The sequence below is a fragment of the Dysgonomonas reticulitermitis genome (genome assembly GCF_054601275.1).
The window spans coordinates 1-25,079 of record NZ_BAAHWU010000015.1 but is presented as its reverse complement, the minus strand read 5'-3'; the positions used below and the strand labels follow the sequence as shown (position 1 = coordinate 25,079).

General features: G+C 38.6%; 17 protein-coding genes, 1 tRNA gene, 1 pseudogene and 1 CRISPR repeat array. Of the genes and pseudogenes, 4 read left to right on the top strand and 15 right to left on the bottom strand.

Translation table 11 applies throughout. The annotated features are described in order from the left end of the window. Window positions 1-21: 21 nt before the first annotated feature. The 4 genes from ACYPZI_RS07790 (at window position 22) to ACYPZI_RS07775 (ending at window position 4,276) form a co-directional block, all read left to right on the top strand. Window positions 22-1,245 (top strand): isocitrate dehydrogenase (NADP(+)), encoded by a 1,224-nt coding sequence (locus ACYPZI_RS07790; protein ID WP_459600296.1) that lies wholly within the window; start codon window positions 22-24, stop codon window positions 1,243-1,245. An 897-nt stretch (window positions 1,246-2,142) separates the two neighbouring features. After that, the gene (locus tag ACYPZI_RS07785; protein WP_459597370.1) at window positions 2,143-2,319 is read left to right on the top strand and encodes a hypothetical protein; all 177 of its coding nucleotides are present in this window, start codon (window positions 2,143-2,145) and stop codon (window positions 2,317-2,319) included. A gap of 558 nt (window positions 2,320-2,877) precedes the next feature. Continuing rightward, on the top strand, window positions 2,878-4,170 hold the full coding sequence (tyrS, locus tag ACYPZI_RS07780) for a tyrosine--tRNA ligase (RefSeq protein ID WP_459600294.1): 1,293 nt from the start codon (window positions 2,878-2,880) through the stop codon (window positions 4,168-4,170). 35 nt (window positions 4,171-4,205) lie between these two features. Next, window positions 4,206-4,276: transfer RNA gene (locus ACYPZI_RS07775), tRNA-Gln, on the top strand. 550 nt (window positions 4,277-4,826) lie between these two features. Here the strand turns inward: ACYPZI_RS07775 and ACYPZI_RS07770 are convergent. From ACYPZI_RS07770 to ACYPZI_RS07700, 15 genes and pseudogenes are all read right to left on the bottom strand, one after another. Then, window positions 4,827-5,879, bottom strand: coding sequence for a BACON domain-containing protein (locus tag ACYPZI_RS07770; RefSeq protein ID WP_459600292.1), 1,053 nt, complete (start codon window positions 5,877-5,879; stop codon window positions 4,827-4,829). A gap of 33 nt (window positions 5,880-5,912) precedes the next feature. Beyond that, a complete protein-coding gene (locus tag ACYPZI_RS07765) occupies window positions 5,913-7,226 on the bottom strand; it encodes a DUF4302 domain-containing protein (protein WP_459600290.1) in 1,314 nt (437 codons plus the stop codon). Window positions 7,227-7,238: 12 nt separating this feature from the next. Further along, entirely contained in the window at window positions 7,239-8,120 is an 882-nt protein-coding gene (locus ACYPZI_RS07760) for a zinc-binding metallopeptidase (RefSeq protein WP_459600288.1), read from the bottom strand. A 34-nt stretch (window positions 8,121-8,154) separates the two neighbouring features. Further along, the gene (locus ACYPZI_RS07755; RefSeq protein WP_459600286.1) at window positions 8,155-9,717 is read right to left on the bottom strand and encodes a RagB/SusD family nutrient uptake outer membrane protein; all 1,563 of its coding nucleotides are present in this window, start codon (window positions 9,715-9,717) and stop codon (window positions 8,155-8,157) included. A 20-nt stretch (window positions 9,718-9,737) separates the two neighbouring features. Next, window positions 9,738-13,067, bottom strand: a complete 3,330-nt coding sequence (locus ACYPZI_RS07750; protein WP_459600284.1) for a SusC/RagA family TonB-linked outer membrane protein — start codon at window positions 13,065-13,067, stop codon at window positions 9,738-9,740. Between the two features lie 457 nt (window positions 13,068-13,524). Further along, window positions 13,525-15,787: direct repeats of the CRISPR family, unit length 30 nt; unit sequence ATTTCAATACTACTAAAGTTCAATTAAAAG. A gap of 219 nt (window positions 15,788-16,006) precedes the next feature. Next, a complete protein-coding gene (gene cas2 / locus ACYPZI_RS07745; protein WP_459600282.1) occupies window positions 16,007-16,270 on the bottom strand; it encodes a CRISPR-associated endonuclease Cas2 in 264 nt (87 codons plus the stop codon). A 7-nt stretch (window positions 16,271-16,277) separates the two neighbouring features. Beyond that, entirely contained in the window at window positions 16,278-17,285 is a 1,008-nt protein-coding gene (gene cas1b, locus ACYPZI_RS07740; protein WP_459600280.1) for a type I-B CRISPR-associated endonuclease Cas1b, read from the bottom strand. Further along, window positions 17,282-17,812, bottom strand: a complete 531-nt coding sequence (cas4, locus tag ACYPZI_RS07735) for a CRISPR-associated protein Cas4 (RefSeq protein ID WP_459600278.1) — start codon at window positions 17,810-17,812, stop codon at window positions 17,282-17,284. The genes cas1b and cas4 overlap by 4 nt, the downstream gene beginning before the upstream one ends. A 3-nt stretch (window positions 17,813-17,815) precedes the next feature. Beyond that, on the bottom strand, window positions 17,816-20,125 hold the full coding sequence (gene cas3, locus ACYPZI_RS07730) for a CRISPR-associated helicase Cas3' (protein ID WP_459600276.1): 2,310 nt from the start codon (window positions 20,123-20,125) through the stop codon (window positions 17,816-17,818). Further along, the gene (gene cas5b, locus ACYPZI_RS07725) at window positions 20,125-20,793 is read right to left on the bottom strand and encodes a type I-B CRISPR-associated protein Cas5b (protein WP_459600274.1); all 669 of its coding nucleotides are present in this window, start codon (window positions 20,791-20,793) and stop codon (window positions 20,125-20,127) included. The genes cas3 and cas5b overlap by 1 nt, the downstream gene beginning before the upstream one ends. A 3-nt stretch (window positions 20,794-20,796) precedes the next feature. After that, complete coding sequence (cas7i, locus tag ACYPZI_RS07720; protein ID WP_459600272.1) at window positions 20,797-21,888, bottom strand: type I-B CRISPR-associated protein Cas7/Cst2/DevR; 1,092 nt, start codon at window positions 21,886-21,888, stop codon at window positions 20,797-20,799. A gap of 17 nt (window positions 21,889-21,905) precedes the next feature. Then, window positions 21,906-23,318 carry a hypothetical protein gene (locus tag ACYPZI_RS07715; protein ID WP_459600270.1) on the bottom strand — a complete coding sequence of 471 codons (1,413 nt, stop codon included), beginning with the start codon at window positions 23,316-23,318 and terminating at the stop codon, window positions 21,906-21,908. Next, a complete protein-coding gene (cas6, locus tag ACYPZI_RS07710; RefSeq protein WP_459600268.1) occupies window positions 23,315-24,127 on the bottom strand; it encodes a CRISPR-associated endoribonuclease Cas6 in 813 nt (270 codons plus the stop codon). Before cas6 ends, ACYPZI_RS07715 begins: the two co-directional genes overlap by 4 nt. A gap of 249 nt (window positions 24,128-24,376) precedes the next feature. After that, on the bottom strand, window positions 24,377-24,505 hold the full coding sequence (locus tag ACYPZI_RS07705; protein WP_459600266.1) for a hypothetical protein: 129 nt from the start codon (window positions 24,503-24,505) through the stop codon (window positions 24,377-24,379). Between the two features lie 212 nt (window positions 24,506-24,717). After that, window positions 24,718-25,079: pseudogene (locus ACYPZI_RS07700) on the bottom strand (TonB-dependent receptor plug domain-containing protein); the annotation flags it as partial.

Genomic DNA, 25,079 nt, shown 5'->3' with positions numbered 1-25,079 from the left:
AGGAATTTTAAAAGAAAGCGTATGCAAAAGATAAAAGTAGCAAACCCTGTTGTTGAAATGGACGGGGACGAAATGACCCGTATAATCTGGCAATATATAAAAGATAAACTTATTCTTCCTTATGTAGACGTAGATCTGAAATATTATGACCTGAGTATCCAAAACCGGGATGCCACCAATGATCAGGTAACTATAGACAGTGCTGAGGCTGCCAGGAAGTATAAAGTGGCCGTTAAGTGCGCGACCATTACGCCGGATGAAGCTCGTGTTGAAGAATTCGGATTGAAAAAAATGTGGAAATCCCCGAATGGTACAATCCGCAACATAATCGGAGGAACTGTTTTCCGCGAGCCGATCATTATCAGCAATATTCCCCGCTTGGTAAATACATGGACTCAGCCGATTATCATAGGGCGTCATGCCAATGCCGACCAGTATAAAGCAACAGACTTTGTAACGAAGGGAAAAGGAACACTGACTATTACTTTTACTCCTGAAAATGGTGAACCTCAGTCGCACACTGTTTATAATTTCGATGGAGATGGAGTGGCGATGGGGATGTATAATACCGATGAGTCTATTTATGGGTTTGCCCATTCTTGCTTCCGGTTAGCTTTACAAAAGAAATATCCGTTGTACTTGTCAACTAAGAATACAATATTGAAAGCCTACGACGGACGATTCAAAGATATTTTTCAGGAAGTATACGACAATGAATATAAAACGGAGTTTCTGAAAGCGGGTATCACCTACGAGCATCGTTTGATAGACGATATGGTGGCTTCGGCCCTCAAATGGAATGGTGGCTTTATATGGGCTTGCAAGAATTATGATGGCGATGTACAATCTGATACGGTCGCTCAGGGTTTCGGATCATTGGGCTTGATGACTTCCGTTTTACTTACTCCCGACGGGCAGGTTATGGAGGCTGAAGCAGCCCACGGTACGGTGACACGCCACTACCGTCAGTATCAACAAGGTAAAGAGACTTCTACCAATCCGATAGCATCTATTTTTGCATGGACACGAGGATTGGCTCATCGCGGGAAACTGGATGGAAATACTCCTCTGGTAGACTTTGCCGTTAGATTGGAAGAAACCTGTATCGAAGTTGTAGAGACAGGAAAGATGACTAAAGATTTAGCTTTGCTTGTTCATGGGGATAATTTGCAGAGAACAGATTATCTGAACACCGAAGATTTTCTTGACGCGATCAATCAAAAATTACAGTCGAAACTGAATTAAATATTAGATGTAGTGATAATTTGATAATTAGCAAATTAGCAGATTAGCAAATGGCGCGAAGCGACGGTAACTTGTAACTAATTGTTTACTGTTGCACGTCATTGCAAGGGTGATAGTCCGAAGCAACCCATGTGAGAAGTGAAACATTGTCCGGCGTTAGTTTTATCTATAGATACAGCGATAATTTTTAATTTGAAAATTAGCAAATTAGCAAATGGCGCGAAGCGGCAAAGGCTATAAGCTATCGGCTAATGGCTAATTGACTGTAGAAGTTTGTTACATTTTAGTTAAACAGTTACGAGTAGACGAGATACGAGGTACGAGTTGTTGGCTGTTGGCTGATAACTGTAGAAGTTTGTTACATTTTAGTTAAATTCCGGTTTGTCATGCTGACGACAGGAAGCATCTCCTGTCTCTCGGGGATCGGGATCCTTCCCTGCGGTCAGGATGACAAAGAGGGTAGCCGCGCAAGCAAAGGGCTAACGGCTAACGGCTAAAAGCTATCGGCTAATGGCTAATTGACTGTAGAAGTTTGTTACATTTTAGTTAAAAAGATACGAGTAGACGAGATACGAGATACGAGATACGAGATACGAGTTGTTGACTGTTGACTGATAACTGTAGAATTGGGTGTAATTTTTGCCCGTCAGGGCATTCATATCAATAGAAGAGGTAAACCGCCCGGTATCGCAACCCCTTAGGGGTTGAACACCTACGGCGTTCGGGTAGAAAAGAGGAATACGATTTTCTATTGATATGAAAATCCTACGGATTTTTTATAGTCAACCTGCTTATCGGGAATAAATTTTTAATTTGAAAATTAGCAAATTTGAAACAACGTTCAACGGAACGAAGTGTAGTTAAAATGTGAAAATGAGTGTGGAGTTTGCATAGTACATGACAAAAAATATTACAAAATCTTATATTGCCCTTACAGGGCGCGGTTTCAGGGGATTTCGTTTTCCCACCCAAGGCGTTGCCATTGGGCTATATTATGTAGCCCCTTCAGGGCATCAAGGAAAGAAACAGGCTGAAAGCCTGATATATTCCAGCCCGGGGGTAACACCCCGGTGAGATGACAGACTAGGGAATCGTGCCCTGTAAGGGCAACATAATAAGTCTTTTAAATGTATGTAAAATATTTTTTGTCATGTACTATGGGAGTTTGTTACATTTTAGTTAAAAGTTACGAGTAGACGAGATACGAGGTACAAGTTGTTGACTGATGACTGATAACTGATGACTGTAGTAGTTTGTTACTTTTTAGTTAAATTCCGGTTTGTCATGCTGACGACAGGAAGCATCTCCTGTCTCTCGGGGATCGGGATCCTTCCCTGCGGTCAGGATGACAAAGAGGGTAGCCGCGCAAGCAAGGAGCTAACGGCTAATTGAGTGTAGAAGTTTGTTACTTTTTAGTTAAAAAGTTACGAGTAGACGAGATACGAGATACGAGTTGTTGGCTGTTGACTGACTGCTGACTACTAACTACTAACTACTGACTACTGCTAACTGTAGAAGTTTGTTACTTTTTAGTTAAAAGGAAAGAAGTTTCTGTTTTTTCTTTCCGAAAAAAGGTCGTACTTTTGCAGTCCTAACTAAAAAAAGTTACATTATTAATAAACAACCAATTCGATGAATTTTGTTGAAGAACTAAGATGGAGAGGCATGATACAGGAGATTATGCCGGGGACAGAGGAGCAACTGCAAAAAGAATTGACTTCAGGCTATGTAGGTATCGATCCTACTGCCGATTCGTTGCATATCGGACATCTTGTAAGTGTGATGATATTGAAGCATTTTCAACGGGCAGGACATCGTCCGATCGCCCTCATTGGTGGAGCAACAGGTATGATTGGCGATCCTTCGATGAAATCGGCCGAGCGCAATCTGTTAGACGAACCTACACTTCGTCACAATCAGGAATCGATAAAGAAGCAACTTGCTAAATTTCTTGATTTCGAGTCTGACAAACCAAATGCAGCAATATTGGTAAACAACTACGACTGGATGAAGGATTTCTCTTTTCTTAACTTTATCCGTGATATAGGCAAACACATAACAGTGAACTATATGATGGCTAAGGATTCGGTAAAGAAACGCCTTAGTGGCGAGGCTTCGGAAGGGATGTCGTTTACCGAGTTCTCTTATCAATTGATGCAGGGTTATGACTATCTTCACTTATATCAATCGTTAGGTTGTAGGATACAAATGGGAGGATCGGATCAGTGGGGAAATATAACTACCGGTACTGAACTAATCCGCCGCAAGGCAGCAGGCGAGGCTTTTGCTCTGGTATGTCCATTGATAACTAAAGCAGACGGTACTAAGTTCGGAAAGACAGAATCGGGTAATGTCTGGCTCGAAAGGAAATATACATCTCCTTACAAATTTTATCAGTTCTGGCTGAATGTGAGTGATGATGATGCTGAAAAGTATATCAAAATATTCACCGCTCTGAGCAAAGAGGAAATAGAGACTTTGGTTACAGAACAAAAAGCGGCTCCGCATTTGCGTGCGTTGCAGAAACGTCTGGCTAAAGAAGTTACCGTAATGGTTCACTCTGAAGAAGACTATGAACAGGCTGTGGAAGCATCTAATATTTTGTTTGGCAATGCTACTGCCGACGCGTTGAAGAAGCTTGACGAAGAAACATTTCTGCAAGTATTTGAGGGAGTTCCTTCTTTTGAAATTTCCAAAGACGAATTAGCCGGCGGGATAAAGGCTGTGGATTTACTTACGGACAAAGCTCAGGTCTTTCCTTCAAAAGGAGAGATGAGAAAGACTGTTCAAGCCGGTGGAGTGATGGTTAATAAGGAAAAATTGGAAAATTTTGACGATACAATCAATACATCTAATCTGATTGCCGGAAAGTATATTATAGCACAAAAAGGGAAGAAAAATTACTTCTTATTGATTGCTAAATAAAATAATTATTACTTTTGTACTCGCAAAAGTAATATTGTCTCATGGTGTAATGGTAGCACTGCAGTTTCTGGATCTGCCTGTCTAGGTTCGAATCCTAGTGAGACAACGAAAATCTCTGTAACCGATTGATTTACAGAGATTTTTATTTTTACAGTACGGCGATTAGTACGGAATCAGGTGTACTATTGCCCGAAAGCCACATAAAATAGATATTCTCCTGCAAGGCTTTAGCAATCGATGTTTAACCCTGTTGATAAAATTACGACATCATCTGTCGCCTGAAAGAATTCATTACTTTTTTCTTTGGAAATAAACACTTTAGCTTTATCAAAACGGCATCCTTTTATTGCTCTTAGAGTAGAATCTGTAGCATCAACATACGTTTGTTTAGTAGGAAAATCAGACATGTCTTCTACAAAACGGCTACTTTTATTTTGAAAAAAATGTAATCAGTTTATCCTGATACTGATAAGGTAATAGCGAAAGGCTGATAAACCTATTTTCTATCCTCTACGTAATTTACATATATCATGCAACTTATAAGAGAGACACAAGAAACTCCCCCATATTCATATACAAGGGAGTTTCTTAAAGTAGTGTTTGTAATCTCTCGTAAAAGAGTAGTATTACTATATCACATAGTTACTTTTCATAAATCATTTCTTTGTCATGGAAATATTACAGTACCTGATAGATGATATAGCTGTGTAACTCCCACTAACAACAGGTATAACAGAAGTGTGAACACCATACAAACCAACGATAGTCTTACCCGTATAGGTTCCACTATCGGTAAAAGTGAAACTCATATTATCAAAACTGTTGTTCCAGACTCCTTTATAATAATAAGTTGATGCCCATGATATGTAACTGTCCGCAGTCCATACCAGTATTGAAAGCCTTCTGCTGGTATCGCCCGGATACGGTCCCATATCTTGCGATGGATATATCTCAAGTGTTTTATTCGCACTATTGAACACCACCTTCATTGTTGCATTTAAGTCTAATCCGGTTACATTATACTGATTGGCTGTAGCCGATTTACTGAAAATAATATTCTTTTTATTCACAACAGTAGAGGTATTGCCCGGATTATAGGACATCTCCCATTCACCTAACATGTCACTGAACAATAAAGATTTTGCCGCCTGAGAAATTTTTATAACCTGAGTAACAGCACCGGATGTTACTTCGACTGTTCCACTGCGTATTGTCGGATTATTATTGAATAATACTGAGATATAGACAGAGTCATTCTCATATTTGGCATCAATCCATGTATCGGCGGATGAAACAGTAACCACCTTGTCCGAGATCACATGAGTTTTCAAAGTCGTTTCCACAAAATCTGTATCGAAGACAAGGGTTTCAATAATAAACAGTGAAGCAGACTGTGTTACCGGCACATTGACAGGTATGCCGTTGTCTGTTGTCACCGTAACAATCGCTGTACGATTCTCAATATCACTATAAGACGCGACAGTAACCTCTATCTTTTTGTCGACTACCTTAATTTGACACCAATCTGCATTACTCTTTGCCGATATGGGCATATCGCTCTCTACTAAAATATAACCATTCCCTCCTTTTGCACTGAAGTCGAGTTGCGATTCTTTAATCTTCAAGCCGGGGTCCGACAGATTATATTCATACTGACTGCATCCGGTCATAATAACCAGGACCATCAAGAAATATATAATTCGTTTCATTTGCTTTATAATTTCGTTATTTATCTAAAACATTTAAGGAAACACTACCTCGTCCAGCGTCAAAGTTAACCAGCGGTTCGAATTAGCAGGATCAGCAAGCGTTACGCTCGAAATATTACGAGGAGAATCAGTAGTAGTTACATTATATTTCCCACCCAAGGAATTAATGAACGTACCCAATGCCGGCGCACCGTTGGAAATATACCAACTTCCATTTACTTCTGATGTACCTTTGACAACGATCTCTATTTGGCTTTCCTGTCCTTCTACTTCGGTAACATCGAACAAAATACTACCATACCATACTTGACTGCCATCGTAGCTTCCAAAAGAGAAACTTGGCGTACTGGTAGAAATAGAAGCCCCGATCCACGAATAAGCCAGTTGTTCTCCAATATTCGACGCAATCTGAGATTTCACTGTTGCAAAAGAGGTAGAGAATCCACTGCCCATTTTTGTCGAAGAAAGATACCAACGGGAAGAAGAAAGGCTGTTCACAAAAATATCCTCTACAGAGAATACAAGACTGATAACAACTTTTCCATCAGCCGACACCATCTGCTCAGAGGTCTTATTGAATGTAAATTCCTGCATGGTTACCCCATCGATAGTCAGCGGCTCGTAGAAACGAATTCCGGTAGGGGAGACCACATAAGCCATTTTCGAGGAAACAGCTTCCTTGTCTTCTTCGTAAGAGATGACAAAACGGTTATATGCAGCCGACGGTTTTGTAATTGACGTCACAGCTTTTCCGTTCACAGTCATACTGTAAGAAGGCGCCGAAAACGCATCTTTTATATCCTGTACACCATCGCAGTATTCTTGCCAGGTAGTAGTAGCGGGGAAAGGCGTGAGACGAATTGTGTTTTTAGTCTTTTTTCCGCGCAGAATGATCTCCGAGGCATCGCCGGATATAAAGACAAACTCATAATCACCCTCATAGCCGAATCCGGCGCCTCCACCTACATTCAATGCCGGATCTGAGAAGAAGTTAAGGGTTTCGTTGTAGGTGTCGAAGTTGAGAGTAGGTCCCATATCTTCTCCCAGCGAATAGGAGCTGGTAGATTCGTCAACGGTCAGTAAAGAAGACTTTACTTCGCTCTTTACAGTTGCTTTCCCTTCTGCAAACCGGAAGAATAGCTGATACCCTCCATAATCGCGGCTGGCCTGCGGATAGTAATCTACCAACCAACCATTGGGGCTGGAGACCAGTAACTGCTCATATTCTTTTAAAGTATTGGCCATCCTTGCCGAAGCCGATTCATCAAAAATCAACTCCGTTTCGTTTGTACATGCTTGTAATAGCATTATCACAAGCACTATAATTGAATAATAAAATTTCTTCATATTCTCTTCGTTTTAAAAGTCAAGATTATCGAAATCCATATACTGAATCTCATTTGCACGGCGTTGAACTACAGATTTGAGTTGGTCAAGATCAACTCCCCATACCGTCCTCATATATGTTCTTACAATCTCCAGCTTATTAAGAATTTTTGTTTTCCCGTTCTCTCCGGCCAATGTCAGTGTTGCCTCCCAGGCTGCCGCATCACGGGTAATATAGCGTGCCAGTACTTCCACAAAATCCTCATCGGGTAATTTACTTGCATATGGCGATACAAATCCCAGCTGGGCAGCTTGTGAATCGTTTCGGTTTTGCCATGTCGTAGGTGCATAGTCGGCGGAGGATATAGACCAGAATTCAGTCGGATAGTTCTTGGTCTGATGCAGGATATGCCCGAATTCATGGTGAACAGTATTAAAATAATTCTGATTGACAATATTATAAGGTTGTAGCTTGTTAACCTCCGTAATAGTAATCTTTTTTCCGCCTTCGGCTACACCCAGTCTGATGGTATTTGCCCCGGGATCGTGCTCAGCAGACCCAATGAAGTGAAAAAGTTTAGGCGCTGTCTGCCGGATGAAATGTACACCGTCGGCTGCTACCTCTGTATAGGCCTCCAACCAGAGATGCTTGAGTAAGATGGCCATCTGTTTCGATTTCTTTATATCGGCCGGAACCACATTATAACTAAAATCTGTTTCCACATCTTCCAGATTATACGCGACACGGATGTTGTAAGACTGACGATAGTTGATTTCCAGCCAGTTATCAAATGAATTTCGTTCCACTTTTTCATTAAAGATGCTGTTAGACTGGTCGGGATCATCGCTTTCGCAGGAACTAAAAAGAATAATCCCGGCAAAGAGTATGGTCATATATAAAATATTCCTTTTCATTGTATTTTTGTTTATATATTTATACTTACGGTTGTTATTCCGAATATACTACGTTACTTTCACCACCATCATTATCTCTTGGATTGGCAGGCATATCGGCAACAGTCACATCTTGTGGCAACTGTATGGCAGTGCGTTTGTCATAAGCTTTCAGTGTAATCATATCGTATTCGGTTGTTGTTTTATATACCGGATGATTAACCGTAATACCGTGCCGCCTGATATCCAGCCAGCGAAGTCCCACGTGAACGCCATCTATCCGGCGGATTGCCAGAACTGCCCGCACCAGATTGTCTTTCATCTCATCGCCGGTATCGTACAATCGTGAATCCATCGGATAACGAGGCGTCCTTTCGCGAGCAATCTCATACCATGCCGAGATTTGTTGCGCCGAATAAGTCGTATGCGCCGGAGAATTGTAGGCATACCAGTAATTCAAATCACGTACGGCATCTTCATATTTATTCAGCATAATGTTAGCCTCTGCGCGGCACATCAACGTTTCTTCCACAGTGAAAGGAATTATCACAGTATGAGGCTGTCCTGTTTGGGCAGTGGCATTGGTGATCTCGAAAATTTCATTACACTTCGGAAAATACACATTTTGCGTAGAACCAAACATGCTGCTATAACCATTGGCTATATTATTCCAAGGGAAATATTGCCAGAAAGTGTAATTGGCCAGACTTCTTGCATGCGCATATCTTGCTCCCGCAGCGGCACGGTTATACACCCGTCCCCATAAGCTACGTTGTGGCACAATCATCAAATTGGCAGGTTCATCCTTATTTATATATGCATAGGTACGATCAATGGGTTGTGAAAAAGAGTTCATGTAAACCACATTCCTGAATCGTGATGTAGGATTTTCACCTATGGCTTTAGTCGCATATTCTACCGCTTTATCCCATTTGCCATAGAAAAGGTTGAACCGGGCAGCAAAGGCATAGGCTGCTTTCGAATTGAAATGATAAGCCGGTTGTGAAAAATTGTCGTCGAGTATAGGAAGCGCAGCTTCGATATCCCTGTTGATAAGTTCATATACTTTTGCCACGGTTCCGCGTTCATATTTAGGATTAACCGTCGTTTCGGGAGCCTCCATATATGGAATCCCAAGATCGGTATTGCTGCTTACCGGATTGTAAGCGATACAAAATGTATTTGCCAGTATAAAATGACCGAAAGCGCGGCATAACAAGGCTTCAGCTTTCGATCCGTCGGTCTCTTCGAGATTGCCTAACTGTTCTATTGCCGCCAACGCCTGATTGGCCGAGGCAATGGCTTTATAGGTTACGCCCCATACACGTTGCGGAACATCCCAGTCAGGATCGGTAACATCCTGGTATTTGTAAGATTGAATAACTGTCTGTTCTGAATAAGACACACCATAAAGGGGCCCGTTATCGGTGATATTGTCCGACATCATTTCATACATCAGCGTAGGCATTTCGGAAGGATAAGCCGAAACCAGTATCTGGGCGATCTTTTGCGGATTGTTCAATTCGGCACGTTTATCCGGCAATGTATCGAGGAAATCATCGCACGATATCAGTGTGAATACGGACAATAGGAGGATTACTATATTATTTCTTTTCATATCTTTCTTTTTAAAGGTGATTAAAAACCGGCTCTCAGGGTAAATGTGAATTGCTGTGCCATAGGTATGGCTACCCCGCCCGAACGGAAAAATTCAGGATCCTGTCCATTCAGCTTAGAATCGGAGTAGATCAGGAAAGGATTAGTAGACTGTAGTTTAAGCGATAATTTCCTGATTTTCCAGTTACGGATAAGCTTGGTAGGAAAATCATAAGTTAATGAAATTTCCTTCATTCGGATAAAGTCGCCTTTAGCAATCCTTTCGGTACTATAATTGTATGCATTGTAACCAAGATATAGGCGGCTGTATTGCCGGTTTTGCCGGGCAGATGCGATAACCGGAATCGTAGTTATATTTTCGTCACCCGCCGACATCCATCTGTTAATAAAGTCTTTAGGAATGGCATCCATGTCGGTATAACTGGATGCGAATACAGGGTCGAGGCGGATTTTATTACCAAAGGCATAAGTCATAAAGATATTAAGCGTCCATTGCTTATATTGGAATATATTACCAAATCCACCGGTATAAGGAGCTTCGGTAGGGCCCTCATATTTGAGAAAATCCAAATTGTCGCGTTCCTGAAAGTTCAGGTCGCCATAGTTCGCTTTCGTTATTTTCTTGCCATCGGTAAACGTGAAGGTAGGAAATCCTTCATCGTCCAGCCCCGTGAAAGGAATAGAATACAAGGAGCGATGATCATACCCTTCGCGTGGATACCCTTCACCTATTAACATACCCAAAAGGAAACCTTGGGTTTTCAGCGAGGTAATGGTAGTCTTGTTATAAGAAAATGTGAGGTCTGTAGTCCATGAGAAATCAGGCGTCTTAATATTTTTAGTAGAAAGGGTAAACTCTACGCCATGTGATTTCATTTCGGCCGTATTCGCCAGTTTGTTTATCACACCACCCACACCTTGTGTGGTAACATAACCAATCAGGTCAAACATATTACGCTTGTAATAATCGAATACCAGATTGACACGGTTATTCAGGAAACCGACATCGATACCTAAATCGAATTCATGTTTCTTTTCGTATGTCAACTCACTATTTTCAAGTTCCGATATAGTAAGCCCCGGTTGACTGCTCGATGCTCCCGGCCTCCAAGGTGTGAAACTGGAAATAATGACCTCTGAATTAGCCACCGATAACGGACCGGCTTCTGCTGTTAAACTATAGGATGTCCTTACCTTCAAATGTGAAAGTGCCGGTTCCAGGGATTTAAAGAAACTCTCTTCGTGCATATTCCATGCCCCCGAAATATTCCATGTAGGCAGCCAGCGGGCACTACGCGATTTGCCAAGACGGTTAGAACCTTCGTAACGGATAGTTCCGGAAGCATTGTAACGTCCCTGATAGGAGTAGTTCAAATTGCCGAAAAAAGCAGCGTTTTTGCCTATTGTATTATTAAGCATATAATAGTTGGTATTGTCTTCCCTGTATTTCTTAAAAGCCAGATAGTTAAAAAATGGAAATTCTCCATTTTCATATTGCATACCTACGCCTCTGAACCAGTCACTGGTACGCTTCACCACATTTACTTCCATACCGCCATAGAAATCAATCATATGTTTTTCGGCGAACATCTTACTATATTTAGCAGACGTACGGAAGTCGTAATTCAGCATCTTATACTCGCGTTTTTCGTAGAAACCGCCCACATCGAGAATAGTAATAGGCAATGAATTGGTAAGGTCGGGGTCGTCATAGAGCCATGGATTACTTTCGCGGATAGTAGCATCCGACATTTCACGAAATGCGCGGGCGTAGTTCGAATTGTCCTTGATATGATGCTGTTGCGATGAAGTCTGATACTTGACGGCACCCAATGCCGATAAAACCAATCCTTTTATCACAGTCCATTTTATATCGGCCTGGAATTTTGCGTCGATCATGTCCAGTTCAAGGTAATTCTGGTCTAACTCCTGAAAGATATTAAAACCGGTATAGTTTCTGATAAAGGTATCCTCCGTACCCATTGTGCGGGACGTGTTTAACGCATAGCTGTACGGGTTGAGGTCAAAATCCCTGGAAACTCTTCCGCTTACTGCATCATCCCTCTGAGATAGTGTACCCGGCGCGTGTTGCTTACGGTATGAGCCTGAGCCTAAAAGAGAAATGGCAAGGTTGTTCAGAATGTTATACTGAGTATTGGCATTCAGAGTATAACGGGTTACATTGCTTTGCTTATGCCATCCCGGGTCTTCCATGAAACTCATGGAAACATATGAAGAGGATTTTTCCGTACCCGATGAAATACTCAACGAATGGTTCATCATTATGTTATTGGAAAATAATTCGTCAAACCAGTCTGTATTACGCATTTCAGCATCTGTGAGGAATCTGTTTCGAGCTTCCGGTGTATTTTCCAGTCCAAAAACACCACTCGTCCGGTCATAGGTATCGATCAACCTGTACATCTGACCATAAACACCGCTCTTTGACCTGCGCAATACATCAGAAAAATTAAGCCATCCTTTAGCTTCCAGTTCTTTGTAAATGCCCATCTGGTCCTGCGAATTCATAATATTGAAATTCCGGTAGCTGGGTTTCATCCTGGAAGTCAGTTCAGCGGTGTAGTTGATACTGGATGTTCCGGCCCTTCCCCGTTTAGTGGTAATAACAATAACACCCGACATGGCCCGCGCTCCATATATAGAAGTAGCCGAACCGTCTTTTAATATGTCGAACGATTCAATATCATCCGCATTCAATCCGGCAATAGCATTACCCAATAATGTTACGGCATCGCCGGATGAAAGTTGATCGGCAGAAATGTCTGTTACATCTTCAATAATCACGCCGTCAACCACCCAAAGAGGTTTGGAATTACCGTAGATAGAAGTAGCTCCGCGTATACGGATTTTCGGAGCTGTACCAAAAGTACCCGAGACATTTTGGACTGAAACACCCGCCGAACGTCCTTCCAGCGAGCGGCTAATATCAGAAACCCCACTCAGCATCATCTTTTCTGCATCCAAACGATCGGCTGCACCACTAAACATACGTTTATCGGTACGGGTCATACCTGTCACCACAACCTCTTCCAATTGGCTTGCGGCTGAAGGCTTCATTGTAACTTTCATGTTATCGGCCACAGATACTTCCTGTGAATCGTAACCTACATAGCTGAAACTAAGGTTTTTCACATTTTGTGCTACTTTAATAACAAATTTACCTTCGGTATCGGTAATTGTGGCAACGGTTGTTCCTTTGACAAAAACAGTGACACCCGGAAGGGGTTCATTCGTTTCATCAACTACAGTACCTTCGATATTCCGTGTCTGAGCCAGGATTATACCTATGCCCAGGATGAAAAAAAAGAAGATGGTGGTTAATCTTTTCATACGCATTTATATTTTATATTAGACAATCAAAATATTGGATTTTATCTGTAGACTTATATTGTTCACAAAAGGACAATATAAATTTTCTGTAAATCTTGCATGATTTACAGAAAATAATAGAAAGTTTAATTTTATAGCTCTCTCTAACAAAATATTGCTAAATTCCAAATGTTCAGACAGAAGCAATTCTTCCCGTGCTGTGCGTTTTATATATATCTGAACCGCTAAATTCATTGTATCAAAAGTATTTTGTTTAAGGCAAACCTACTATTTTACAATATTAATATTATTTTCATAAATAATAACACTAATGCGTTATGGTTTTTATTTTTTTAATAATTGTTATATTTAGCTAGGGCTAACGCAGTGAATTATAAGACCAGATTTCTTAAATTTTCTATTCGATATATCGCGTCTGTTCCCTCCCCAGGGCAAACGCATCTAATTTTTAATCAGAACTTCAATACTACCAAAGTTCAATTAAAAGATAATCCGCTCAGCGGGTATAACGCTTCTTAATATATTTCAATACTACTAAAGTTCAATTAAAAGAATTATGGAAAACGTAAACTTTACAGCAATAGATTTATTTCAATACTACTAAAGTTCAATTAAAAGTTTAAGTCCAAGATATAAGCAAAAGAAGGAACAGAATTTCAATACTACTAAAGTTCAATTAAAAGCAACGTGCCGATAAAGAAGTAGATTGGGAATTTACATTTCAATACTACTAAAGTTCAATTAAAAGTTAAGAAAATTAACATTAGGGTAAGGAAGACCCAATTTCAATACTACTAAAGTTCAATTAAAAGTCCGATTCTCAATTCATGGCTAGACATCAAGACTATTTCAATACTACTAAAGTTCAATTAAAAGCGGCGAAAAACTGACAATCTACTACGTCAAGGGGCATTTCAATACTACTAAAGTTCAATTAAAAGGGCCATGCGTAGTCCAACTTATCGAAGCGTTGCCAAATTTCAATACTACTAAAGTTCAATTAAAAGTTAGAGACCGAAAAAAATGTACCATCCCCTCGATCCTATTTCAATACTACTAAAGTTCAATTAAAAGGCGAGATTTGAGAGATAAAAGGCGAGAGAGATCCGCATTTCAATACTACTAAAGTTCAATTAAAAGGATGCGAGCCCCTGAAAGTAATTAACAGGTTCTACGCATTTCAATACTACTAAAGTTCAATTAAAAGATTATTGGTCTTTTGATCCTTATGGTTCTTCTACATTTCAATACTACTAAAGTTCAATTAAAAGCTTGCAGTCTATTCCTGCGTCCGATTTGTTCAAACCATTTCAATACTACTAAAGTTCAATTAAAAGTAAGAAAAGGTGAAATAATGGAGGAAAAAAGTTTTCATTTCAATACTACTAAAGTTCAATTAAAAGGAAAGAGGCAACAGAGGACTAGCCGGAGGCTTTAAAATTTCAATACTACTAAAGTTCAATTAAAAGTGTGAAGCCTTGCAGTGTCTGTCTTATATTCATCCGATTTCAATACTACTAAAGTTCAATTAAAAGCTTCATTTGAATAAATAGTAAAAACATAACTATCTAATTTCAATACTACTAAAGTTCAATTAAAAGAAAATTGAATTATCTAAAATAACTTCTCTACCCATTATTTCAATACTACTAAAGTTCAATTAAAAGACGCTCTTCGAAACAGGACAAAACCAAGCATAGGCCATTTCAATACTACTAAAGTTCAATTAAAAGTGATAATTCTGGTTATAGTACTGGTGCTCATTCTATATTTCAATACTACTAAAGTTCAATTAAAAGCTTTGGCCCTTGCTGCTACCATGGGCCCGCAACATTATTTCAATACTACTAAAGTTCAATTAAAAGTTTTGCCTGCAGAATACAACCGTCCAGAGTATGTTAATTTCAATACTACTAAAGTTCAATTAAAAGTATCTCGGAGGTTCTCCAGACATCGGGTACTGGCGTATTTCAATACTACTAAAGTTCAATTAAAAGTTCTATGACGAATACGATCCCTCCGACGAAGGCTGATTTCAATACTACTAAAGTTCAATTAAAAGCTCGCATTAGACCTGGTCTACAATGAATATTACCGATTTCAATACTACTAAAGTTCAATTAAAAGGGCACTAATCCCATCTCTACGCCTGTGCTTAATACATTTCAATACTACTAAAGTTCAATTAAAAGATGATAATTCTGGTTATAGTACTGGTGCTCATTCTGTATTTCAATACTACTAAAGTTCAATTAAAAGGAATGCTCGCGAAGTGCTGCACTATCATTGCATCTTATTTCAATACTACTAAAGTTCAATTAAAAGAGGGAGTGTATATTTCAACACTCCTAACACCTTGATATTTCAATACTACTAAAGTTCAATTAAAAGTCCTTTCTCAGCATTAAATGCCGTTTCATCAGGTCATTTCAATACTACTAAAGTTCAATTAAAAGAGGGATGCAAGGAAACATCCGCAAAGCATACTTGGATATTTCAATACTACTAAAGTTCAATTAAAAGTTGGCCATTCATCAAGGTAACTATGATTACTTCCATTTCAATACTACTAAAGTTCAATTAAAAGTACCTATAAAAGGTGTCACTTACAAAGTCGTTAAACAATTTCAATACTACTAAAGTTCAATTAAAAGGAATGCTCGCGAAGTGTTGCACTATCATTGTATCTTATTTCAATACTACTAAAGTTCAATTAAAAGCCGTACTAAAACGGCATACAAATATACATTTTAAGTAGTTAAAACGAGGATTTTTATGCCGAATTTTTTGACTAAATTAGTCGGTCGCCAATAACCCGAAAAATACGGGAGACCGACTAACAAGGTATCCTGCTAATTATCAGTTTATTTCCTTATTTATATGTTCACCAAAATGTCAAAGAACTCATTTTTCGCACAGACCGACAACAAATAGTACATTCAGATAAAGTTATCCAGGGTATTTCTTTCTTGTCCTACAATCTCCTTTTCGAGCCATTTTTCATCCCGACTTTTAAATACCAGTACGCTGTCTTCCTCCAGTTTCATAATTGTCCGGGCTTTAGACAGGAGTTCTTTCAATTTCACTTCCGTAATTTCCCCTTCGAATACCGAGTTCTGTATCCAATGAAGATATTTACGGCAAAGCTTTAACATTTTACCTACCCGTTTTTCTCCAATATCATATACCAGAATCACATACATAGCCTGACTACCAACGTGCTTTAAACGGTTTATACTCTTCCATTCCTAATATGTGCTTTGTTAACTTGTAACATTCCAGCTTTACCAAGTGTTTATAGCTCACATGGCGCTTTAGTACAGGATGCCTGAATGTTTCATTGATGCGTTCCTCCCATGCTTTAACAAATATTTTCCGGCCCGGTTCCTTCAGCAGGCAACTGTTTACCTGATGATCGAAATCCCTGGCCTGAATCTCCTTCTTGTTAAGTAAACGAAAAATAAGGCGGTCTACCAGTACTGGCTTGAAAATCTCAGCAATATCCAGTGCCAATGAATACCTTCGGTAGCCCGGCTCATGCAAAAAACTGATAGTAGGATTCAGTTGGGTATGGTAAATCTGGCTCAGACAGAGTGTATAACAAAGCATATTTCCGAACGAGATCATTGCGTTAATTTCGTTTTGCGGCGGTCGCTTACTCCGGTTTTCCATTTGAAAGCCTGTTGAAATAATACCGTCAAAAGCTGTATAATATGCTTGGCGGATATTTCCCTCGATTCCCATCAGTTCATCGATAGCTGAAGTATTGTCTATATGTTGGGCATATTGCTCTATAGTCTCTAAAACTGGAGTAAGGTCTTTGTCCCGGTTAATGTAATAACGCAGATTCTTGGTCATATTAAAGGCGGCTCCGGATATAAACTTTTTTGCTATTTCGAGACGTTTCTTCCGGTCGATATAACGTTTGGTCTGTTCAATCTGCATTTTACCCGCCAGCAGATATTCCTTCGGTGCGAATGAACCTGTGTAGTGCTCGTAATAATCAAAAAAATGAACAGAGATTCCAGCTTTTCCCAGGAAATTGTATAATGCGCTATTGGCATCCAGACTACCAAAGCAGAAAAAGTCAGAAACACCCTCTATAGGAATATATTTTGGAGAACCTTCCACACCATTCTCATCGACAGGCGTAAATTTCAGGGTATTGTCTTTGCGGCTCAGACGGCCGGGATTGAAGAGATAATAAGTCTTTTTCATTCTTCGTCGATATAACAGAGTTCGTAATAGGAACAGCTTTTACAGATGGGTTTGTGAATAACCGGAGGGCAATTCCCGTCGTTTTTTAAGGATATGATTTCTGTTACCATATTTTCTAATGCTTTAATATCAGATTCTGTTAATTCGATTTGGGTTGTCTGCCTCAGTTGTGGGTATTCGAGAATTGCACTCACGCCTCCGGCTCCGTTCAGGAGTAACAGCCACATATAAAATTTCACTTGCCATTCGTGTGCAGTTTCCATCTTATCGCTACGTTTGGTTTCATGGATAACTTTTTCCCTGGCATCATAGAAATCGATCTTGCCAAACAAATCAATGTCCTTAAATTTTGCAGCAATGTCAATTTCATTATACTTTCTTGCCCGGTCGGTATAACTGGTTTCGTGAAGCAATTTCCCGTCATACACAATGTCGCTGGTATGTTCCATATTGATGCCGTTGGCATGTAGCCAGCATTCACGCTTGCATACATGGTAAAGATTGATTAAGGTGGCTGTAATATTCATCTTTCACAAAATTTCGGATGTTTTCCAAGGTTCTTCATCATCAACTAACAATCCTAATTCAGAGCTATATTTCTTGTTTGTCATAAAATATGGGATTTGCATTAATTTTTGTTTGTTTTGAAACGCATATATTTCTTTTCTGAGATTTTGGCTTTTTAACCACCTGACAAACCTGCCTTTATTAATTTGTACTTGCAAACTTTCGGAAGTAATAAAATCTCCTTTGTCTAGATATTGCTCAAATTTCGATTTTTCTGACTGCGGTAATATCTTTATGCCATCAAATTGACGATAAAAATCTTCTTCAGTATATTTATTGTCAAACATAGGCGATAATAATTGTAATGCTTCACTCAAATAATTATACTTTCGCTCAAATTCTTCTCTTTCTTTTTCTGTCCAATCGTCATACACATAATCAATCGCATTTTGCAATAACGATTCATCTATTACCCCTTTATGATCCTTTATAATTTTTTCAAATGCCTGTATTGTTTTTTCGACTGTTTGAGAGAGATAAATATATTTGTCATTTTCATTACTTTTGCGAAAAACAACACATTTACAAATTCCTTTCTTACGCTTTCTATTTACACGGCCAAAACGCTGAATCAGAGCATCAATCGGTGCAGGTTCGGTGTATATAATGTCATAATCAATATCCAAACTTACTTCAATGGCTTGTGTACCAACTAGCAAACAAACATTATCTTGCATCAATTCTTTTTCTTTGATTGCTCGGTCTTTGCCCGTAAAAGAGCCATGCAATAAAACTGCATTTTCGTTTTCAACACAATCTTTTAATCGCAAAAATGCTTGTTGTGCAGATTTAACAGTATTACAGACCACCAAAACTTTTTTGCCATCTTTTAATGAGGCTTTTATTGCATCATACGATTCACTTAAAAGTCCATCGTGCAAGACAACACAGTGACGGCGAAATTGGTCGTATAATTCCTGTGTCGCCTTAACCGGCACGTAAATGCCCAAACCTTCTTCCAATTCTTTGCGTAAGAATTTTGGCATTGTTGCTGTCATAATCATCACTTTGGCTTTCAAATGTCGTGTCGCAAATTCAAGTAATACTTTAATTTGAGCAAAGACATCAGGGCTATAAGCGTGTATTTCGTCAAATATCAAATAACAGCCACTCATTTCAAAAATGCCCTGCTCATATCCTTTTAAGCCAAACAAATGTTTAAGCAACTGAAACGGCGTAGTAATTTTAATTGGTGTGATAATACTTTTATATTTTTCCTGTAATTCGTGAATTTTGAGTTTTTTCACATCAACATCATATTGTAAATTTTCAAAATAATTGTTCAAATAGTCGTTCAGTTTTCCGTGCAACATTCCAACTTTCTCTGATTCTATGCCAATTACCTTGTTCAATCTTTCATACATAGCATTGATAGAAGCGGTAAATGGAAGCACATAAAAAACTCTACCCTGATTTTCGGTATTTTCCATTTGTGATTTTAGCCACAGAAAAGCACTCTCCGTTTTGCCTGCACCTGTTGGCGCTGATAATATTACATTCCCTTTGGTTTTGGCGCAGATTTCCTGGTGTTCATAAAAATCATACCCTTCTGCCTGTAAAGCCATTCGTTGCTTCTGCAAAAAATCAAAATCTTTATTTTCAATCAAATTTATATTTGTAATTTGGGCAGAGCCTAAATGGTCGCACCATTTCAATCCGCCAAACAGCATCATTAAGGCAAAATAATCGGAATGAGACAGTTGATTAGGCGTGTTATTATAACTATGTATCAATCCATAAATAGAAGTTGGAACTACCTGATTAACAGGATAATTATAACCATTAAGCAAATCTTTAATTTCCTGAATTTCTATATTTTGCAGAAAAGCATCTTCAAAACTTATTTTTTCGCTACCCGCTAATTGTCCAAAATCGTTACCATCGTCATATATGTTCAAATAATTGCGAAGTTGCTCTAAATCTTTGTGGTGTCCGACGACAGCCAAACGAAGTAATTTTAGCGTATTTTTATCTATTTGAGGCAAAGTATCAACAAATGGAACAGAAAAAAATTCGTGTCGTTGATTATTCCACTGATTAGTAACACCGCTTAACAGTTTCTGAAATTCATTATGTGCTTTTCCTAAATCGTGGCAAATCACACAAAATCGCAATAGTTCCCAAAAACGATTTCCCAATGCAGAAACTTCGGCTGCACAGGGATACGCTTTTTGCAGAAAACTCCAAATCAACATACAATCGTCAATATGTTCCCGAAGTGTTCTTGCAGGAATATTCCGTTCAATATCGCTTGATTTGGCTAACAATGCCATTAATTATCCATATTTATTTTATGAAAATATACATCGACCTCCTTGCCGCTTGGAAGTTTATCACGATAAACCTCTATATTTCCACCAACATTTATCTTGTGGTTAATGATAGAAAAGGGTCTCGTTCCTAAATTTTTTCGCGGAAATTCATTCGAGAAATACTGAGGTAAGGCTTGTATTTGTCCCGGCAAATAATAATCAAACGGAATAATTTGTCCGGATATCTTCTCTGCGACATTCATTTTTGCCAAGCAATCTTTTTCGGACACCTTTACGATTGTTGCCAAATCATTCATACGACCCAATAAAACAGGATAATATGGATTAGCAAAATAACCGGCAATTTTTTTGTCAGGCGTATATATGCGCAAAAAATTATTAAATAGAAATTTACGGGTTATTACATTCGATTTGGCTTCATTTGTTGGTTTTCCATCTTTTCCGCTGATTTGATAAATAGTTTCCAAATCTTCCCCTTCCATTTCGTATTCAAAATAATATGCAACACATAGATTTTTATGTTCAATATAAAAACCGGCGGCCGCATTTATCAATCCAAGTATCGTACTGATAGGTGGTACTTCCAATGTTGGCTGCATACCGCTTATCAGGTTCGGATAACGAAAACTAGCTGTCCAACTTGTTATATCTATTTTGTACACTTCCATACCTTATGGTATTTGAGTTTTTACTTGCTCGCAATATTGATCTATCGCCTGATTAATCGTTAGAACTTTGACATTGGAAAACTCCGTTTCCAATTGCTTTAGCTCGCTATTGTATTCGTCCAAAAATCCGCTGCGTTTTCCAATAAAAATTATGCCTTTAAATTGATCTTTATAATCGTTTAAAACTTCTTTAAGACCTTCTATGTTGAGTACCGCCTTTTCATTTTTACTACTGACAATTTCACTTTTTACAATATGAGAAAAGGGGTGATTTCCGGAACTCATTGTTGCCAAAACAATAAATTTAGGTGTAACATCAGCCATATTATTAGTTTGCATCGCACCGCCGGAAATAGTTTTCAATGCCGAAATTGTATCAACTATTCTTTGTTCACGACTGGATTTAGGCAATTGAATCAACTGTTGTGTACCGTTTTTATCTTTTACAAATGGGTCGTCAATTTTTGTTACGCCTTTTTTATAGGCTTCTTCTTTTGCTTTTTCTGTCAGGTTTTTGAAACCTGTTTTGTTATACGAGGCAAATGTACCTATTTGAAAAAGGTCAATCGAAAACATTCCCTTCATAACTGCAGAATATTCTTCTTTGCTATATGGCACACTATCACCATCTTGACGCGCCATACTTGACCAATTTTCCTCCGGTCTGACAGCGGGGACTGAAATGATAGCCGAATTTTTCAAAGGCGAAATTCGAGTTACGGTAACATTTTCTCTGGTTTCTTTACCCTTTTTATCTAAAACAGGCTTTCCTTCCTCGTCAAGTACAACTTCTTTGGCAGCCTTCATATAGCCGAATACATCATCATCGGCGTACGTAAATGGGTCGGCTTCGGTAAAAGCAATTTTATTATCGCGAGTTACAGGTGACAACTCCCATTTATGATTTAGTTTCAGCGTTTCGCGCCACCAATAACGCCACGCTTGTCCGGACACATAGGTGTATCCACGACCATTTTTTACGATTTTTTTCGTAGCCACAGCATTGTCAAAATTACTCGTGCTACTTTTGCCTGCATTGTTTAGTGCCACTACATCGACATCTAACAGGACAAATCCTTGTGTTTTTAAGTTCATATCTTTAATTTTTAATGTTAATTATTATCTCCAATTTGTTCATCTTCTGCCAATTCCAATGCAACACGCTTATCTGTTTCGTGCAATTTTTGATATATGGCTATCAGTAAAAGGTCGCGTATTTCACTCCAACAACTTCCATCCGGAAATAAATACTCAACATATTCATCCAAAGAAAATAAAGGTTCTTGTTTTCCTTCTTTATAATTTTCGTCTAATAGCCTGATAAAAAAGTTGCGCAAATTATTAATATTTTTTGCACCATTTAGTCGAGTCATAAACTTCTTAATTTCATCATCGCTTCTATTATCAACAATGAAATTGGCTAATTCTTTGATTTTGTCTAATGTTTTTGTATTCATATTTTTAATTTTTATTTGATACAATTCTATTATTTTAAAGTTAAATATATGGGATTTACTATGTTGCAAAAATAGCGAAAGTAAAGATTTTTCGTTTAACAAAGAATTATAAACCCTGTTATTCCACATTTTATATGTTTGATAATCGACTGTTTCTTTGGAATTTGTCCAACTTTTTGAATTGGCATCATATTCGACATTTTTGAATTTGGAACTGCTGTAATAACGAAATACAAAATTTTGCCATTCATTTCTGTATTTGAGCATACATTCCGCATAAAACGAAAATAAAACAGCCGGCAACGTGTATAAATCAATGGTTGGTTTTGCACCGAAATTAGTAAAGTGAAATAAATTCAAGGTTATTCCTTTCGTATTACTACGCCCTGTTTCCTCATTAATAGTTGCAGATTTTACATTTTCGATACATTGATTCGCATAATCGAACAAAGCATTCGCAGGATTAGAAAAATCGGATTTTAAGATTGATTTTGAAATTCCCGCAGAAATATCTCTTAAATTCTGTTTCAGATTCTTTTGTACAAAATAATGGCTAACATATTGATTGTTACTAAATACAATGGCTACTTTATCACCTAACTGTTCAACTCCCAGTGGAACAAACAACATTCTAATCAAGGCTTCTTTCGACAGCATAATCCCGCCTTCAAAGCCGTGGTGGAAATTAATCAAAGTTCCCGAACCAGACATAATATGATTATCTCTTCCGGCAGAAAATACTTTCCCTTTTTGTCCAGTTATCCGGCAAAAACCATCCGTCGCATTTTCTTCTTCAATCAATCTCTTATAAAAAGCAAGTGTCTTTTTAATTCCTTCTTGTCCTTTACTTTTATTATGCGTTATTGTTGAATTGAGAAAAAACGAATGTAAATTATTATCCCATTTATTTACGTAAATATGGGTTACTTCTTCAATCAAACCCATAATAGATTTATCAGGACTTTTTTCTTGTAAATATTCTATCACAAACCCGCCTATATCTACAAAGGGATCTCCTGTAGGTTTTGTTAACCACACATAATTAATTGAATTATAGATCTGTTTCATATATTGTTAATGCTATTTTTAAGCAATTTTATCTCCCCACTCCCGCATCCCATCGGATTATACAAACCCACTCCTGCGTTCAGCAGCAACTCTACAAACCGTTTTTCCGCAGTGACTTTTAATTCAAAATTTAGCCATCCTCTGACTTGCGACTCATTCGGAGTGCCTGCCTTAATAGTAATTAAACGCGGTTTAAAAGCTAGCTTTATGGGTAAAATCTCCAGAAGTAAAATTGCTGATTGCGCTGTATTTTCATCATAGCAGGTTGCGATTTTACTGCGCCAGTTATAAACCAGGCTTTCCCTATAGCGCTGATCATCCGGCGAGAGGTACTCATATTTTCCATTTTCCGCCGGTATTCCTGCCACAATCATTGAATTCGGTTTCAGTATGACACTGACGATTTCGTTTTCTTTGCGGGTTTGTAATGGATCAGGGAGGCGTTCAACCGATTTAACCACAAAACTTGCCCGAAACTTCTTATCGGCTATATCTATTCTTTCAGACTGAAATAAGCCTTTAATAAAACTCTCCATGGCTTCCGGCAAGTGGAATGATATACTGAATGAAAGTTCATTACCTCGCAATTTTATGTACTTTTCTTCCCTATTTATATTAAAAGGACAATCGATTTGACTGAATGTAAAAAACTTAAACCCTTTACCATAACCGGTTCCATGTAAAAAAGCGGCGTAACGGGCATCTCCTTTGGCAATGACACGGTACAATGCGGCAGACATTGGATACTGGTAATTGACCGGTATACATGGATTTGGCTCAGTACTATGCAGTGTTATTTTAAAGTTCATATATACTTTATTTCATATAATCTTCAGACTATTAAGGCTAAGCAAAGGTAAATTATTTTCGTACAGATATAATTTTTCCAGGCTGTTTTTTTATTAAAGCTTAAGTGATAATAATCCGTATTCGGAAGTAAAATGAGATTCTTAATCTAGCTGATATAATTGCACACTTGGCGGTTTGTTATCTGGTATCATCACGGGCTCCCGATTTTGGAGGGAGCCGCCCCCGGCCAGCGGACGGGGCAAGTTGTTTTAGGCAGCCGGATTTATTCCGGGCAGCTCAAAATACAACTTGCTGTTATCTCGTGATAACAGAATCCGCTCATTGCGGATTACCGTGCCCCATCGTTTGTACGTTTTATCAGTTTTTGCTGTGTCCATAGGAATTGCTTATTAAGATTATTTGAAATGACAGACAAAATTACCCCCCATTCATGCACGGGAAAAGGCATCGGGCTATGACAAGCGGTGACGTATGATGACGTAGATAGACAGTACAACCATTTTATTTCCAATAGTTTAGCTTTTATTATTCCTTTGCGGCAAATACTTATTGCAATAAGCGCTTATTGCATGAATTATTTGAGGCGTCAGGTAAGGGTTGCAACAAATAGCACATCTATGCTTTCTATCTGGTCTATAGGAATATCGCTTAATGTACCGCTGACACCATCAATCAGGATTAAAGGGTCATTGTTTTGCGAAATGGAACTTCCTCCACGCACACGGATAGCAACTGATGCGTCAGGTCGTCCATCTTGGGATACAACATTTACTCCGGGTAGCTTTCCTTGTAAAGCTTGTGCCGCATTAGCGACAGGCACGGATGAAATATTTTTAGCACTTAAAGATGCTACCGAACCTGTCAGGTCTCTCCGTTTCATAGCCTGATAACCAATCACAACAACCTCATTTAATTGTTCACTATCTTCTCTCAGAGTGATATCAAGTGGTT

What these genes read in the sequence shown, in the direction of transcription:
- ACYPZI_RS07765 (WP_459600290.1), bottom strand. Translation starts at nt 7,226, where the DNA reads ATGAAGAAATTTTATTATTCAATTATAGTGCTTGTGATAATGCTATTA.
- ACYPZI_RS07755 (WP_459600286.1), bottom strand. Translation starts at nt 9,717, where the DNA reads ATGAAAAGAAATAATATAGTAATCCTCCTATTGTCCGTATTCACACTG.
- tyrS (WP_459600294.1), top strand. Translation starts at nt 2,878, where the DNA reads ATGAATTTTGTTGAAGAACTAAGATGGAGAGGCATGATACAGGAGATT.
- cas3 (WP_459600276.1), bottom strand. Translation starts at nt 20,125, where the DNA reads ATGGCATTGTTAGCCAAATCAAGCGATATTGAACGGAATATTCCTGCA.
- ACYPZI_RS07785 (WP_459597370.1), top strand. Translation starts at nt 2,143, where the DNA reads ATGACAAAAAATATTACAAAATCTTATATTGCCCTTACAGGGCGCGGT.
- ACYPZI_RS07760 (WP_459600288.1), bottom strand. Translation starts at nt 8,120, where the DNA reads ATGAAAAGGAATATTTTATATATGACCATACTCTTTGCCGGGATTATT.
- ACYPZI_RS07715 (WP_459600270.1), bottom strand. Translation starts at nt 23,318, where the DNA reads ATGAAACAGATCTATAATTCAATTAATTATGTGTGGTTAACAAAACCT.
- cas6 (WP_459600268.1), bottom strand. Translation starts at nt 24,127, where the DNA reads ATGAACTTTAAAATAACACTGCATAGTACTGAGCCAAATCCATGTATA.
- ACYPZI_RS07790 (WP_459600296.1), top strand. Translation starts at nt 22, where the DNA reads ATGCAAAAGATAAAAGTAGCAAACCCTGTTGTTGAAATGGACGGGGAC.
- cas1b (WP_459600280.1), bottom strand. Translation starts at nt 17,285, where the DNA reads ATGAAAAAGACTTATTATCTCTTCAATCCCGGCCGTCTGAGCCGCAAA.
- ACYPZI_RS07750 (WP_459600284.1), bottom strand. Translation starts at nt 13,067, where the DNA reads ATGAAAAGATTAACCACCATCTTCTTTTTTTTCATCCTGGGCATAGGT.
- ACYPZI_RS07705 (WP_459600266.1), bottom strand. Translation starts at nt 24,505, where the DNA reads ATGGACACAGCAAAAACTGATAAAACGTACAAACGATGGGGCACGGTA.
- cas2 (WP_459600282.1), bottom strand. Translation starts at nt 16,270, where the DNA reads ATGTATGTGATTCTGGTATATGATATTGGAGAAAAACGGGTAGGTAAA.
- ACYPZI_RS07770 (WP_459600292.1), bottom strand. Translation starts at nt 5,879, where the DNA reads ATGAAACGAATTATATATTTCTTGATGGTCCTGGTTATTATGACCGGA.
- cas7i (WP_459600272.1), bottom strand. Translation starts at nt 21,888, where the DNA reads ATGAACTTAAAAACACAAGGATTTGTCCTGTTAGATGTCGATGTAGTG.
- cas5b (WP_459600274.1), bottom strand. Translation starts at nt 20,793, where the DNA reads ATGGAAGTGTACAAAATAGATATAACAAGTTGGACAGCTAGTTTTCGT.
- cas4 (WP_459600278.1), bottom strand. Translation starts at nt 17,812, where the DNA reads ATGAATATTACAGCCACCTTAATCAATCTTTACCATGTATGCAAGCGT.